This window comes from Nocardia amamiensis NBRC 102102 (genome assembly GCF_001612745.1).
In the GTDB taxonomy this organism is placed as follows: domain Bacteria; phylum Actinomycetota; class Actinomycetes; order Mycobacteriales; family Mycobacteriaceae; genus Nocardia; species Nocardia amamiensis.
This window is the reverse complement of the sequence record NZ_BDBA01000220.1, coordinates 1-13571: the sequence shown is the minus strand read 5'-3', so window position 1 is coordinate 13571 and position 13571 is coordinate 1. Positions and strand designations below refer to the sequence as shown.

The following is a 13571-nucleotide window of genomic DNA, read 5'->3' as shown; positions in this document are numbered from 1 at the left end:
CAGCCGCTCGCGCCGATCGTGGACGCGCACACCCATCTGGACGCCTGCGGCGCGACCGACGCGGTCTCCACCGCGGCGATCGTGGACCGGGCCGCCTCGGTCGGCGTCGGACAGGTGGTCACCGTGGCCGACGACCTGGCCGCCGCGCGGTGGGCGGTGCGCGCCGCGCACTGGGACGATCGCGTGTACGCGGCCGTCGCACTGCATCCGACCAGGGCCAACGCGCTGGACGACGAGGCGAAGGCCGAACTGGAGCGCCTGGCTGCCGACCCGCGCGTGGTCGCCGTCGGTGAGACCGGCCTCGACTACTACTGGCCGGGCAAGCTGGACGGCTGCGCCGATATCGAGACGCAGATCGAGGGCTTCCGCTGGCATATCGACCTGGCCAAACGGGTCCGCAAGCCGCTGATGATCCACAATCGCGAGGCCGACCACGACCTGTTGACGGTGCTGCTGGACGAGGGCCCGCCGGATACCGTGATCTTCCACTGCTTCTCCTCGGACACGAACATGGCGCTGTCCTGCGTGGCCGAGGGCTACATCCTGAGTTTCTCCGGGACGGTGAGTTTCAAGAACGCGCATGAGCTGCGCGAGGCGGCCCAAGTGGTGCCCGACGATCAGATCCTGGTCGAGACCGACGCGCCGTATCTGACCCCGCATCCGTTCCGCGGCGCGCCCAACGAGCCGTACTGCCTGCCGTACACGGTGCGAGCGCTGGCCGCACTGCGCCAGCAGGATCCCGCGGAGTTGGCGAAGATCACCACCGCCAACGCGCGTCGCGTCTACCGCATCTGAGGACCTTCAGGCCCGCGCTGACGAGAGCCCCAACCGCCCCAAATGTGTTCTATGTCACGTTTGGTATGCCGTTCTGTGATTTACCTGCGCAGTCGATATTCGATCGTGATATTGAAAAGGTCCTGTTCCGGAGCTTGCGGTTGTCGGGTCACGGCGCCCTCGTTATCGTGCTGTGACCATGTCACCCTTTACGCGGATCAACCAGTCGCGGTCCCCGCTGCTGTACCTCGCGGTCGGGGCGCTGCTGCTGACGCTGATCGTCGGCGCGGGCCTGGCGATCGTGAACCGCAAGACGGTGACCGTCGTCGTGGACGGCGAGAAGCTGTTGCAGACCACCATGTCGCCCGATGTGCGCGGCGTCTTGAAGGCCGCGGGCTTCGCCGTGACCGACCGGGACAAGGTGGCTCCCGCGCTGGCCGCGCACATCGGCAACGGCGCGACCATCACGCTCAACCGGGCGCGCGAGGTCGACATCTCGGTCGACGGCTTGACGCAGAAGGTGTGGACCACCGGCGTGACCGCCGGGGAGGCGCTCGAGCAGCTGAAGATCCCGAAAGAGGTGTACGTCTCGCCGGCGCGCGAGGAGAAGCTGCCGCTGCAAGGCGCGGCGCTGCTCATCGCGACCCCGCGCATGGTCTCCCTGGTCGACGGCATCGGCAATCCGGTGGACGTTCGTCTGGCCGCCCCCACGGTCGGTGAGTTCCTGAAGGTCGCGGGCATCCCGCTGATCGAGCAGGACTCCGTCGAACCCGCCGCGTCGACCCCGCTGACGAATGGCTTGCGCGTCACGGTGACGCGCAAGCGGGTCGAGCGGCACACCGAGACGGTGCCCCTGGATCCGCCGGAGAACGTCATCGAAGACCCGACCTTGAACATGAGCCGCACCGTCGTGGAATCAGCCGGCAAGCCCGGTGTCCAGGACGTCACGTTCGCGGTCACCATGGTCAACGGCCAGGAAGTCGACCGCACGCCGATCGGCTCCACGGTGTCCGTCGCCGCGCAGCCGAAGACCGTCCGCAAGGGCGCCAAGCCGGGCACCGAGGTGCCGCCGGTGCGCGACGGCGCGATCTGGGACGCGCTGGCCCGCTGCGAGTCGACCGGCAACTGGTCGATCAACACCGGCAACGGCTACTACGGCGGCGTGCAGTTCGACCAGAGCACCTGGGAGCGGCAGGGTGGTTTGAAGTACGCGCCGCGCGCCGACCTGGCGACCAGGGAAGAGCAGATCGCCATCGCCGAGATCACCCGGCAACGGCAGGGCTGGGGCGCCTGGCCCGCCTGCACGAGCAGGCTCGGCATCAGCTGACGCGTCGCCTCGGCGGTGTCCGCGCGTCGCCGCAGGATGCTCAATCCGAGCTGGATGTGTCACTGCGGGTGGATTCGGCAGTGTCGCGCCTTGCGGGATCGGATGCCGACGCTTCCGCGTGCGGGGCCGGTTTGCGGCAGATGGACGGCGAGACAGGCGTGAGCGGGAGAGGTCGCGTCGACACGCGGTTGATAGATTCTCGAGATGTCCGAACCTGAGATTGCCGCTCGCGGAAGTGCCGCACTGCTCGGTCCCGCCGAGGTGCGCGTGCTGGCCGAACGGTTCGGGATCCGGCCGACCAAGCAGCTCGGGCAGAACTTCGTGCACGACGCGAACACGGTGCGGCGGATCGTCGCGGCCGCGGGCGTCGGGCGCGCCGATGTGGTGCTCGAGGTCGGGCCGGGTCTGGGTTCGCTGACGCTCGCACTGCTGGATGTGGTGGATTCGGTGGTCGCGGTCGAGGTCGATCCCGTGCTCGCGCGGCATCTTCCGGTGACCGTCGCGGATCGCGCGCCGGAACTGGCGGCCCGGCTGTCGGTGGTCGAGGCGGACGCGCTGCGCGTCTGCGCCACGGATCTCCCCGCCGCGCCGACGGCGCTGGTGGCCAACCTGCCGTACAACGTGGCGGTGCCGGTGCTGCTGCATCTGCTGGCCGAATTGCCGAGCATCGCAGTGGCTTTGGTGATGGTGCAGGCCGAGGTGGCCGATCGGCTCGCCGCCGAGCCCGGCGGCCGCATCTATGGCGTGCCGAGTGTGAAAGCGGGTTTCTTCGGGACGGTCCGGCGCGCGGGCGCGGTTGGCACCCAGGTGTTCTGGCCGGTACCGCGGGTCGAGTCCGGCCTGGTCCGGATCGAGCGCTTCGCCCAGCCGCCGTGGCCGATGGACGACGAGCACCGCCGCCGCGTCTTCGAGGTCGTCGACGCCGCATTCGCGCAGCGCCGCAAGACTCTCCGCGCCGCACTCGCCGCGTGGGCGGGCTCGCCCGCCGAAGCCGAACGCCGCCTGCTCGCCGCTGGCATTTCGCCCACCGCGCGCGGCGAGACGCTCGACACAGCGGCCTTCGTCCGCCTGGCGGCTCAGGCGTAGCACCCCCATGCGCACGTGGCTCCTCGCGAGTGTGCGAGGAGCCGCGCGGAAGCGGGATCAGACGGCGACTTCGTAGCCCGCCTCGTCGACGGCGGCGACGATATCGGCATCGGCGATCGGCGCGGTGCTGTCGACCCGGACCGCGCCGCTGGCGAGATCGACGTCGACACTGGTCACACCATCGATCTTGCCGATCTCGGTCTTGACGGAGCCGACGCAGTGCCCGCAGGTCATCCCAGTGACGGTGTAGGTGGTGGTGGGCATGTCCGACTCCTTCGCTCCATCTTTGTCATACATCCGGGGGGTATCCCGACATCCGAAACATACCCCCCTTGGGTATCTGGCGCAACAGGTCGCCGTGCCGAGCATCGTCCCCTGGTTGTGTTCGATTCTCGCGCCGCGGTTTCCGTGCTGTGCAGCCTGTTGCCGCTCGGGGTGCACCACATGCGCCCTATCGGTTGCTCGAGGCAGGTCCAGCCGCCGCGTATCGGCGGATGGTCGAGCCCCGTGGCCCGGGCTAGGATCGCCGCCGCCGCCCGCTTCGAGTGGCCGACGGCGGCGAGCCCGGCGAACTACACGCCCTCGGCCAGCTCCAGCCAGCGCTCCTCCGCGGTCTCCTTCTCCGCGATGACCTGCTTCAGTTCCGCACCCAAGGTGACCAGCTTGTCCGGTTCGGTGGCGGCGTCGGCCAGTGCGGCGTGCAGACGCTGCTCGCGGTCGGACAGTTTGTCGATGGCGCGTTCCAGGCGGGTCAGCTCTTTGCGGGCGGCGCGGTAGGCCGCGGAATCGGTGGCGGTCGCGTCGGCGGGCTTGGCTTCCGGTGCCGTCGCGCGGGTTCGGCCTGCGATCAGCGCGGCGCGCTTGTCCAGGTATTCCTCGATGCCGCCGGGCAAGTTGGTGAGCTTGCCGTCGCCGAACAGTGCCCAGGTGGAGTCACAGATGCGCTCGATGAGGTAGCGGTCGTGACTGATCACCACCAGCGTGCCCGCCCAGTTGTCGAGCAGGTCCTCCAGCTGTTGCAGCGTGTCGATGTCCAGGTCGTTGGTCGGCTCGTCGAGCAGCAGGACGTTCGGCTCGGACATCAGGATGCGGGTCAGCTGTAGGCGGCGGCGCTCGCCGCCGGACAGGTCGCCGACCGGCGTGCGCTGCCGCGCGGGGCTGAAGCCGAGCCGCTCGGCCAGCTGGCCCGCGGAGACCTCCTTGTCGCCGAGCATGATTCGCTGCGCCACCTGCTGCACCGCCTCCAGCACGCGCAGCTCGGTCGGCAGATCGTCGAGTTCCTGCCGCAGCCAGCCGATCTGCACGGTCTGGCCCTGAACGCGCTTGCCCGCGGCCAGGGCCGAGCCATTCGGCCCGGTGTCTCCGGCCAATGCACGCAGCAGCGTCGTCTTGCCCGAACCGTTGACGCCGACCAGGCCGACGCGTTCGCCCGGCGCCAGCCGCCAGGTCAGATCACGCACCAGTTCCCGGCCGTCGGGGGTGGCGAGCGTGGCGTCCTCGAGCTCGACCACGACGCGCCCGAGGCGCTTCCGCGCGAACGCGGCCAGTGAGACGCTGTCGCGCGGCGGCGGCACGTCCGCGATCAAGGCTTCGGCGGCCTCGACCCGGTAGCGCGGCTTGGAGGTGCGGGCCTGCGGACCGCGCCGCAGCCAGGCCAGTTCTATGCGGGCCAGGTTGCGCCGCCGCGCCTCGGAGGCGTCCGCCTGACGGGCGCGCTCGGCGCGGGCGAAGATCCAGTCGCCGTAACCGCCCTCGTAGCTCTCCACCTTGCCGCCGACCACTTCCCAGGTGTTGGTGGCGACGGTGTCGAGGAACCAGCGGTCGTGGGTCACCACGACCAGTGCGCTGCGGCGGCTCAGCAGATGTTCGGCCAGCCACTGCACGCCTTCCACGTCGAGGTGGTTGGTCGGCTCGTCGAGTACCAGCAGGTCGAGCTCGCGCACCAGCGCGGCGGCGAGCGCGACCCGGCGTCGTTCGCCGCCGGAGAGATTGTCGACCGGGGTGTCCATGCCGAGATCGGCGATGCCGATACCCTCCAGCACCGAGCGAATGCGCGGGTTGGCGGCCCATTCGTGTTCGGCGACGCCGTCGGTCATCGCGTCATCGGCGAGACCGGCCAGGACCACCGAGCCCACCGTCGCGCCCTTGGGCAGCGTGCCGCGCTGGGTGACGACCGCCATACGCAAGCCACCGAGCCTGCTGACCCGGCCGCTGTCCGGCTCCTCGATGCCGGTGAGCACCTCGAGCAGGGTGGTCTTACCGCCTCCGTTGAGGCCGACGACCCCGATCCGTTCGCCCGCGTGCACGCCGAGCGACACGTTGTCCAGCAACGGCTTGATCCCGAAGCTCTTGTGGACCTGTTCGAGATTGATCAGGTTGGACATGGATCCTTCCGTGTCTTGCGGCGACGAGCCGATGATTGCCCTGGGCCAGCGTACCGACCGGCGTGGACGCGCCGCTGTCCCAGGAGAGTGCAGGCGCTTGCGGAACGAACAGCGTTCGTCTAGATTCGTCTCGACGAACAACGTTCGTTCCAAGGAACCGATCCGGCGCTCCCCAGAAGTACAGCCGCAGAATGGGAGCCCCACCTCGCTTCGAGGTCTTCGGCGGGCGGCACCCTTCCCATTCCGCTTTGCTCCTCTGGAGGACCCCCATGCATGTCGGCCTCGGCCTGCCCATCTCCGATCCCGCCGCCCTGCTCGACTGGGCCCGGCGCGCCGACGCGGGCCCTTTCCGCACGCTCGGCCTGCTCGACCGGTTGGTGTACGACAACCCCGAACCGCTGATCGCGCTCGCCACGATCGCCGGGGCGACCACCCGGATCAATGTCCAGACCGAAGTCCTGCTCGCGCCGTTGCGTGACCCGGTACTGCTCGCCAAACAGGTCGCGACTCTCGACCGGATGTCCGGCGGCCGCCTGGTGCTCGGCCTCGGCGTCGGTGGACGCGCCGACGACCACCATGCCTCCGGCACCGACCTGCGCACCCGCGGCCGCCGCCTCGATGAGCAACTCTCTCTGATGCGCCGCCTGTGGTCCGGCGCTCCACACAGCGAAGAGTGCGGTCCGGTCGGACCCGCGCCGCTGCGGCCGGAAGGCCCCGAAATCCTGTTCGGCGGCTTCCAACCGGCGGCGCTGGAGCGGGTGGGCCGTTGGGGCGGAGGGTTTCTCGCCGCGGCCGCGCCGTCGTGGGCGGGTGGCCTGTTCGACACCGTGCGCCGTTCCTGGAAGGACCACGGCAGGTCCGGCGCACCCCGCATCGTCGCCCAGGTGAACGCGGCGCTCGGCCCACAGGAGGTCATCGACGACGCCCGCGCCGCGATGGGCGCCTACTACCGGTTCACCGGACGCGCCGACTCCATGGTCTCCGGAATGCTCACCACACCGAACGAAATCCGCACGGCCATGGCCCAATTCGAGGATCTCGGCGCCGACGAGTTGATGCTCTATTGCTACGGAAGCGATGTAGACCAGGTCGATCGGCTGGCCGACGTCGTCTCCTGACGGAAATCGTGCTCGACCGGCCGCTCGGTATCCGGCCACTCCACGGTCGTGCAGTCCAGAGCGGCGACACGCACGTATAAGCCCTGACGTTCGCGACGTCCGCACCCAAGGCGCACTGGTAACCGGTCCCGTCCTCCGACCCGTTCCCAGAGATAGCGCTCAACGACCAGCACCCATGCCGTTCGGACACCGGTACGGCGTCGGCCCTGGCGGTGCTGTTGTTTGCCTGGTGACCAGCGGGTTCGCCTGCCAGGTGGCGTTCGAATGACATCACACATGAGTTGGGTTCGATGGCGCTGACCAGCGCGGACGGGTGAACATACTGGTCAGCGATCTTGTGAACAGTCAGCAACACGAGGCGGGCGGTGCGATCGGGCACTGCAGCAGAGAGAGGGACGTGACCGGCTAGGCGGGAACAACACCAACCCGCCGCGCCAGGCGGCCGAGTTCACCGCTGGTGAGGTCCCGCCGGGCCGAGCGCATCATGTGCCCGACCAACTCCCGAACGTGTGTGAGGCCCCTGGCGTACTGCGGTGATGCCGTCTCGGCGCGCAGAATCGCATACAGGGCCTCTCGATAGTTGCGCTGCATGGCGTGGGCGCGGCCGATTTCCACGAAGTATTGCGCCCGCCGACCTTCCGATGGGAGGTCGGCGGGCGACAGCTCGGGCGCCAGGGCGAGCACGTCCCCCGGTTCGCTGCGCTCCATTGCTGCGGACATACGCCACAGGGCCACATTGGCCGGACCGAACGTCGTGTTCCTCAAGATCGAGTTGCCGCGCTCCACCTGGTCGAGCCTGCTCGCCTGTTCGGCCGCTTCCGCAAGGTACGGTTCCGGGTCACCGCCGAGAGCAGCCTTGACCAAGGAGGCTTGCAGCCACAGCATTCCCAGTGTCTCGACATCACCGACCGTCCGCACGTCGGGCGCGACCTTCTCAGCCGTGGTCTCGACATGCTCGAGCGCGGCGGGCAGGGCACCGGGGTGTCGGAGCATCACCTGACCGCGCCGGAACGCTGCCGCTGCGGTTGCCGTGACGGTTCCTGTTCGCAGCGCGATGCGCTCGGATTCCTGCGCGGCCGTCCATGCCAGCGAGTGAAACCCGCGGTTGCGGAGCGCGGCGCCGAGTCCGAACAGGATCAGCCCGTGCACGTCCCACGCTTGTTCAGTGTCGGTGTCACGGATGTGACGGAATGAGTCGGTCAGCATCGGCGCGAGCATCGGCGCGAGCGCTGCGTAGTCGCCGTCCTGGATGAGTGACATGGCTTTCTCGGCGAGGATGGACAGCTCGCCCAGCGTGACCGGCGCGCGGGTGTCGGTGACATTGCCGTGTGTCCACAACAGCGTTTCGACCTCGGGAACCGCCATCTGAAACGCTGCGGCGATCGGATCGAGCTTGTCTTGATCGTGTCCGGTCAGATCACCCACGTCGACCCTGAGTGCAGTCGCCAACGCATGAAGCGTGCGGCGAGAGTCGACGGGCCGTTCCCCGTTCTCGTACTTGGCGATTGCGCCCCGGCTGACGCCGACCCGATCGGCTAGAACCTGTTGGGAGATACCGCGCCGAGCACGGATGGTGCGTACCTGGCGGCCGATGAAGCGGCCCTCGTCCTGCTGGTAGTCGCTCATGTGCACTCCCTCGGCAGCACCAAAACCCCATGCTATCCAGCTGTCCCGGTGTGGGACAGATCGCGGTGTGATCGTTGCGACTCTGAGGTCGGCCCCCGGCGCCGGGTTGAGCCCCGACCTCCCCGGCGCCGGGTGCTACCCGGCCACACCACACGAGGGGGTTCTCGCGCATGTCCGAACTCGCTGTTGTCCTGATCGTCATGGCGGCTGTCGGCGGTCTGCTGATCCTGCTGTTCTGGGTGCTTCCGTGGCTAATCGAACTGGGCGAAGAACCGGACGAGTCGGTGCCGTTCCGCGAGGTGGTCGAACGTATCGAGCGGGAGAATGATCAACCGGTGACCATCACTCTCGCCGACGCTGAGCTGTGGCGGCACCTTCACCGGAACTGTTGGCAGGATGGTGTCTTTCGCAGCCTGGACCATGCCCATTTCATCCGCAACGTCCACTCCGGGCACGGCCCGCGCTGCGGGCAGTACCTATCCGCAAGCGCCTACATCGGCCGGACCGTGGATACGGGGGGCGAGCAGCGATGACGGAGCGCCGGAGCTGGTGCGAGGACTATTGCATGGACGGCAATATGCCCGCGGACGAGACGCACGCCCGCGGCTTGCTGAAGATCCACCGGAGATGCACCCCGCCGTGCCCGCGGAAGGTCGTCGCTGAACGCTATCTCCGCGAGCGCAGCGCGGGCCGCCCCGGGCAAGACGATGGCGTTGAGTGAGCCACAGGCGAAGGTGCTTGCCGCTCTGGCCGATCGACCGCTCACCCTCCGGCAGCTTCACCTGCTGGTCGGATTGCCGAAGAACACCGCACAGGCGGCGTTGCAGTCGCTGTCGTATCTCGGCTGGGTACGCCACTTCCCCGGCACCCGGACGTGGCGGATCACCAAGCCTGGACGACGAGTGATCGCCGACCCGCGCTACCGCGACTTCATGCTCTGACGGCGAGGAAAGGAGATGTGGCTGGAATCGGGTACGCCCACAACCCGGGTGGCACCCAACGCAGGACCTGAACGCAACTGTTGCGTCACCCGACTGGTACGGCCTGAAGACCCGGAGCAGCGGCACCGCATACGATCGGGGCGTGACTCAGGTGACCGACCAGCGTGCGACCGCACGGTTCGGGACCGTGCCCTCCTGGTCGAGTCCGGCGCCGCTGCGGCCCGCGCCCGACTTCGGGCCGGCCGACCGGTTGCGGGGGTGGCTGGTGACGGCGTTCCTCACCGCGATTGCGGCGGTGACGCGGTTCACGATGCTCAACTATCCGACCGACGCGGGCACGCCGGTGTTCGACGAGAAGCACTACGCCCCGCAGGCCTGGCAGATGCTCACCGGCGGCTGGGTGGAGGACAATCCCGGCTACGGCCTGGTGGTGCACCCGCCGGTCGGCAAGCAGCTCATCGCGATCGGCGAGGCGATGTTCGGCTACAACGGCTGGGGGTGGCGCTTTACCGCCGCGGTCGCCGGAACCGTGCTGGTGCTGCTGGTCATCCGGATCGTGCGCCGGATGGCGCGCTCCACCCTGATCGGCGCGATCGCGGGCATCCTGCTCATCGCCGACGGTGTCACCTTCGTCTCGTCGCGCATCGGCATGCTCGACATCTTCATGGCGCTGTTCGTGACCGCCGCCTTCGGTTGTCTCATCGTCGACCGGGACGAGGTCCGCGCCCGGATCGCCAGGGCGGACGCCGAGGGCCGGATCGGCGTGACGGACTGGGGGCCGCGCCTCGGTGTGCGCTGGTGGCGCTTCGGTGCGGGCGTGCTCCTCGGGCTGGCCTGCGGAACCAAGTGGTCCGGCATCTATTTCATCGCCGCCTTCGGCCTGCTGAGCGTCTACTTCGATCTCTCGGCGCGGCGGGCCTATCACGTCCGCCGCCCCTGGCTCGGCGTCGCCGTTCGCGATATCGGCCCCGCGCTGTACGCACTGGTACTCGTGCCGCTCGGGGTCTATCTGGCCAGCTATTGGGCCTGGTTCGCCAGCGAGACCGGGGTGTACCGATACATGCCGGGCAATCCGTCGGCTCCGACGGACGCGATCGGCACCGGCGGATTCTGGTCGCACGTGGTGCCGGGCGCCCTGCGTTCGCTGTGGTACTTCAATGCCAGGTCGCTGGAATTCCACACCGAGCTGACCAACTCGGCGGGCAATCATCACCCCTGGGAGTCCAAGCCCTGGACGTGGCCGATGGGCCTGCGCCCGATGCTGTACTACTACGCCGACAGCGGCGTCACCGGCTGTGGCCAGACCCAGTGTGTGAAGGCCGTGATGCTGATCGGGACGCCCGCCCTCTGGTGGATCGCGGTCCCGGTGCTGGCCTGGATGCTGTGGCGCGCCCTGGTCCGGCGCGACTGGCGTTACGGCGCGGTGCTGGTCGCCTACGGCGCGGCACTGCTGCCCTGGTTCGCCACGCTGGACCGGCAGATGTACTACTTCTACGCCGTCCCGATGGCTCCGTTCCTGGTGATGGGCGTGGCGCTGGTGCTCGGCGACATCCTGGGCCCCGCGCGCCCGAGCCCGATACCGCGCAGCCCCGTCGGGACCTACCTGTCCGCGCCGCCGAGCGAACGGCGCAGCCTCGGCCTGCTCGCGGTGTGCCTGTATCTCGGCCTGGTGATCGCCAACTTCATCTGGCTGTGGCCCATCCTCACCGCCTTGCCGATCACACCGAGCAACTGGCACGACCACCTCTGGCTGCCCAGCTGGCGGTAGAGGTGTCTGATTTGCGGCTGCCGCCGGTCGTCAAGCTTCCAGAGCGGCCCGCACGTATCGCAGAGCGGCGTCGTCGTCCAACCCCAATCGGCGCACCGTCGCGACGTACGCGGTGGCGGCCCGCCCCGCCACGTCCCGCGTCGGGTCGCCCGACGACGCGATGAACGACCCCTGTCTGCCCCGGGTCTCGACCACTCCGTCGGCCTCCAGCTCGCGGTAGGCCCTGGCCACCGTGTTCGGGGCGAGGCCGAGCTGGGCGGCCAACGCCCGGACGGTCGGGATCTTGGTCCCGGCCGTCAGCTCACCGGACCGCACCTGGGCGATGATGCCGAGGCGCAGCTGCTCGTAGGGCGGCACGGCCGAATCATGCGACACCGTAATGGTGAACATGGCCTACTCACACGTCGTCTCGGGACAGCGGACAGGACAGGCAGCGGGGTCCACCGCGGCCGGAACCCAACTCCGATCCGGGAATGCGCAACACCTCGATGCCCGCGTCCTCCAGTCTGGCGTTCGTCATCTCGTTGCGCTCGTAGGCGACGACCACGCCGGGGGCGAGAGCGAGGGTGTTGTTGCCATCGTCCCATTGCTCGCGTTCTGCGGTGACGCCGTCCAGCCCGGTGTCGATCACCCGCAGCTTGCCGATGCCCATCGCGTCGGCGGCCGCGGGCAGGAACGGGTCGGGACCGCGCATGGCGACCCGGCCGCCGCCCTGCCGTCCGCCGTAGTCGTCCTCCTTGTGAATCGTGAACGCGCACAGTGAGTCCCGAACCGCCGGGTACATCACCACGGCGTCGGCGTCGACCATGGTGCACACCGTGTCCAGGTGCATGGTCGCGCGGGTCTGCGCGATCGGCACCACCAGCACGGTGTGCGCCAGGTCGTCGTCGAACAAGCTGCGGGCCAAGGCTTCCGCCCCCGCGGGCGAGGTGCGCTCCCCCACGCCCACTGCCACGACGCCGTCGGACAGCAGCAGCACATCACCGCCCTCGATCGGAGCGGTGTGCGATTCGTAGGCGCGCCGCACGCCGAGGAAGCGGGGGTGGAAGGCGTAGATGAGATCGGTGAGCGAAGTCTCCCGGCTCCGGGCGGGCAGCGCGAGCGAGGTGATCGCGACGCGCGGACCGACCCAGAACGAGGAATCCCTGGTGAACAGCAGATTGGGCAGCGGATCGATGACGAAATCCGCGCCGTGATGCATGCGGCGGACCAGCGAGGCGGCGTCCGGTCCGAACGGCAATTCGTCGAACGTCATGCCCGCCATCAGGATCTCGGCCAATTCCCTTGCCGGGACCCCGCGCAGGAAGGCGGCCAGCTCGTCGGCCAGCGTGTGCCCCAGCCTGCGCGCGTCGACCGCGGCCGAGATGCCCTGGATGCGGGCGGCGCCGCTGACCGCGAGCGTCTCGGCGAGCAGGTCCGGCAGCAGCAGCACCTCGGTGCCACGTGCGCGCAGGACGCCGGCGAAGGTGTCGTGCTCCTGCTGCGCGCGTTCCACCCAGGGGATGCCGTCGAACAGCAGTTGATCGTTGTTGCGCGGCGTCAGCCTGCGCAGCTCGTTGCCAGGGCGGTGCAGCAGCACCGTGCGCAACGAACCGACTTCGGAGGTCACCGCGAGGCGCGCATCGTCCTGCTCGGGTCCCTGCGGGTCCGGACCCTCGCGCCGCGCGGACACAGCATCTGCTCCCATGATCAGACCGTAGTTCGCCGCGGCCCGGAGAGCACGGAAATCTTTGCCGCTGTGCCGCCGCTGCGGGTGCTGCGGCCCGTGCTGCCGAATCCGCCTCCCGGCTCACTAACCTGAAGTATTGTTGAGGTGATTGGAGGAGTGTGCATGTCGACAGCCGATTGGCGGGCGAAAGAGCTGACCCCCGGCCAGCTCTCCGAGCGTAGTGGAGTCGCGGTCTCCGCGTTGCACTTCTACGAACGCGAAGGGCTCATCACCAGCAGACGCACCAGCGGGAACCAACGGAGATACGCTCGCGAGACGCTGCGCCGGGTCGCCTTCATCCGCATCTCCCAGCGCGTCGGCATACCGCTGAGCGAGATCCGGGCCGCCCTCGATCAGCTGCCCGAGGGCCGCACCCCCACCCGGCGCGACTGGGAGACCCTGTCGACCGTCTGGCGTGCCGACCTGGACGACCGCATCACCCAGCTGGTCCGCCTACGTGACAACCTCACCGGCTGCATCGGCTGCGGCTGCCTGTCGCTGGGCAGCTGCCGCCTGGTCAACGAACACGACCGGCTCGGCTCCGAGGGCCCCGGCGCCCGCGTCCTCGACGTGCACCTCAACTGCCCGTCGAAACCGGCGGCCTGCTGAACCGCCCTCGGGCTCGCGTGCCGTACAGCTAGCGGCCGAGCACCGCGAGCATGCCCGCCACGGCCCGCGGCCAGGTGAACTGCTCGGCGCGACTGCGCGCGGCCCTGCGCCGCCCGGCCTGCGGCATAGCCAGCACGTCGGTGACCGCCTGCGCGAACGCGGACGGATGGTCGGCGGCGACCGCCCCGCAGTCGGCGGTCAGGATGTCGGCCAGCGCCGAGGATCGGCTC

General features: G+C 69.0%; 13 protein-coding genes and 1 pseudogene. 8 read left to right on the top strand and 6 right to left on the bottom strand.

Annotated elements, in window-relative coordinates; all coding sequences use genetic code 11:
• The 3 genes from NA4_RS31705 to rsmA all read left to right on the top strand — a co-directional run.
• A partial coding sequence (locus tag NA4_RS31705) for a TatD family hydrolase (RefSeq protein WP_067478547.1) occupies nt 1-795 on the top strand: 795 nt, incomplete at its 5' end.
• Nucleotides 796-973: 178 nt separating this feature from the next.
• Entirely contained in the window at nt 974-2101 is a 1128-nt protein-coding gene (locus NA4_RS31700; protein ID WP_067478538.1) for a resuscitation-promoting factor, read from the top strand.
• 204 nt (nt 2102-2305) lie between these two features.
• Nucleotides 2306-3187, top strand: coding sequence for a 16S rRNA (adenine(1518)-N(6)/adenine(1519)-N(6))-dimethyltransferase RsmA (gene rsmA, locus NA4_RS31695; protein ID WP_067478535.1), 882 nt, complete (start codon nt 2306-2308; stop codon nt 3185-3187).
• Nucleotides 3188-3244: 57 nt separating this feature from the next.
• Here the strand turns inward: rsmA and NA4_RS31690 are convergent, their stop codons facing one another.
• Both NA4_RS31690 and NA4_RS31685 read right to left on the bottom strand, forming a co-directional pair.
• Nucleotides 3245-3451: a heavy-metal-associated domain-containing protein gene (locus NA4_RS31690; RefSeq protein ID WP_067478544.1), complete on the bottom strand. Its 207-nt coding sequence runs from the start codon at nt 3449-3451 to the stop codon at nt 3245-3247.
• Nucleotides 3452-3759: 308 nt separating this feature from the next.
• Nucleotides 3760-5571 (bottom strand): ABC-F family ATP-binding cassette domain-containing protein, encoded by a 1812-nt coding sequence (locus NA4_RS31685; RefSeq protein ID WP_067478533.1) that lies wholly within the window; start codon nt 5569-5571, stop codon nt 3760-3762.
• A gap of 269 nt (nt 5572-5840) precedes the next feature.
• On the opposite strand from NA4_RS31685, the gene NA4_RS31680 reads away from it, so the two are divergent.
• Nucleotides 5841-6689, top strand: a complete 849-nt coding sequence (locus NA4_RS31680) for an LLM class flavin-dependent oxidoreductase (RefSeq protein WP_067478529.1) — start codon at nt 5841-5843, stop codon at nt 6687-6689.
• Between the two features lie 405 nt (nt 6690-7094).
• Here the strand turns inward: NA4_RS31680 and NA4_RS31675 are convergent, their stop codons facing one another.
• On the bottom strand, nt 7095-8315 hold the full coding sequence (locus NA4_RS31675; protein ID WP_067478526.1) for a helix-turn-helix domain-containing protein: 1221 nt from the start codon (nt 8313-8315) through the stop codon (nt 7095-7097).
• Nucleotides 8316-8515: 200 nt separating this feature from the next.
• Between NA4_RS31675 and NA4_RS31670 the strand changes: the two genes are divergently transcribed.
• From NA4_RS31670 to NA4_RS31655, 3 genes are all read left to right on the top strand, one after another.
• A complete protein-coding gene (locus NA4_RS31670; RefSeq protein WP_157129411.1) occupies nt 8516-8848 on the top strand; it encodes a hypothetical protein in 333 nt (110 codons plus the stop codon).
• A gap of 126 nt (nt 8849-8974) precedes the next feature.
• The gene (locus tag NA4_RS31660) at nt 8975-9256 is read left to right on the top strand and encodes a helix-turn-helix domain-containing protein (RefSeq protein ID WP_307188607.1); all 282 of its coding nucleotides are present in this window, start codon (nt 8975-8977) and stop codon (nt 9254-9256) included.
• Between the two features lie 142 nt (nt 9257-9398).
• Nucleotides 9399-11024, top strand: a complete 1626-nt coding sequence (locus NA4_RS31655; RefSeq protein ID WP_084497644.1) for a dolichyl-phosphate-mannose--protein mannosyltransferase — start codon at nt 9399-9401, stop codon at nt 11022-11024.
• A 30-nt stretch (nt 11025-11054) separates the two neighbouring features.
• On the opposite strand, the gene NA4_RS31650 is transcribed toward NA4_RS31655, so the two are convergent.
• Complete coding sequence (locus tag NA4_RS31650) at nt 11055-11414, bottom strand: GntR family transcriptional regulator (RefSeq protein ID WP_067478513.1); 360 nt, start codon at nt 11412-11414, stop codon at nt 11055-11057.
• 7 nt (nt 11415-11421) lie between these two features.
• Entirely contained in the window at nt 11422-12711 is a 1290-nt protein-coding gene (gene arcA, locus NA4_RS31645; protein ID WP_245671676.1) for an arginine deiminase, read from the bottom strand.
• A gap of 144 nt (nt 12712-12855) precedes the next feature.
• Between arcA and soxR the strand changes: the two genes are divergently transcribed.
• Nucleotides 12856-13341: a redox-sensitive transcriptional activator SoxR gene (gene soxR, locus NA4_RS31640; RefSeq protein WP_067478511.1), complete on the top strand. Its 486-nt coding sequence runs from the start codon at nt 12856-12858 to the stop codon at nt 13339-13341.
• Nucleotides 13342-13369: 28 nt separating this feature from the next.
• Here the strand turns inward: soxR and NA4_RS41695 are convergent.
• Nucleotides 13370-13571, bottom strand: a pseudogene (locus NA4_RS41695) (alpha-(1-2)-phosphatidylinositol mannosyltransferase); the annotation flags it as partial.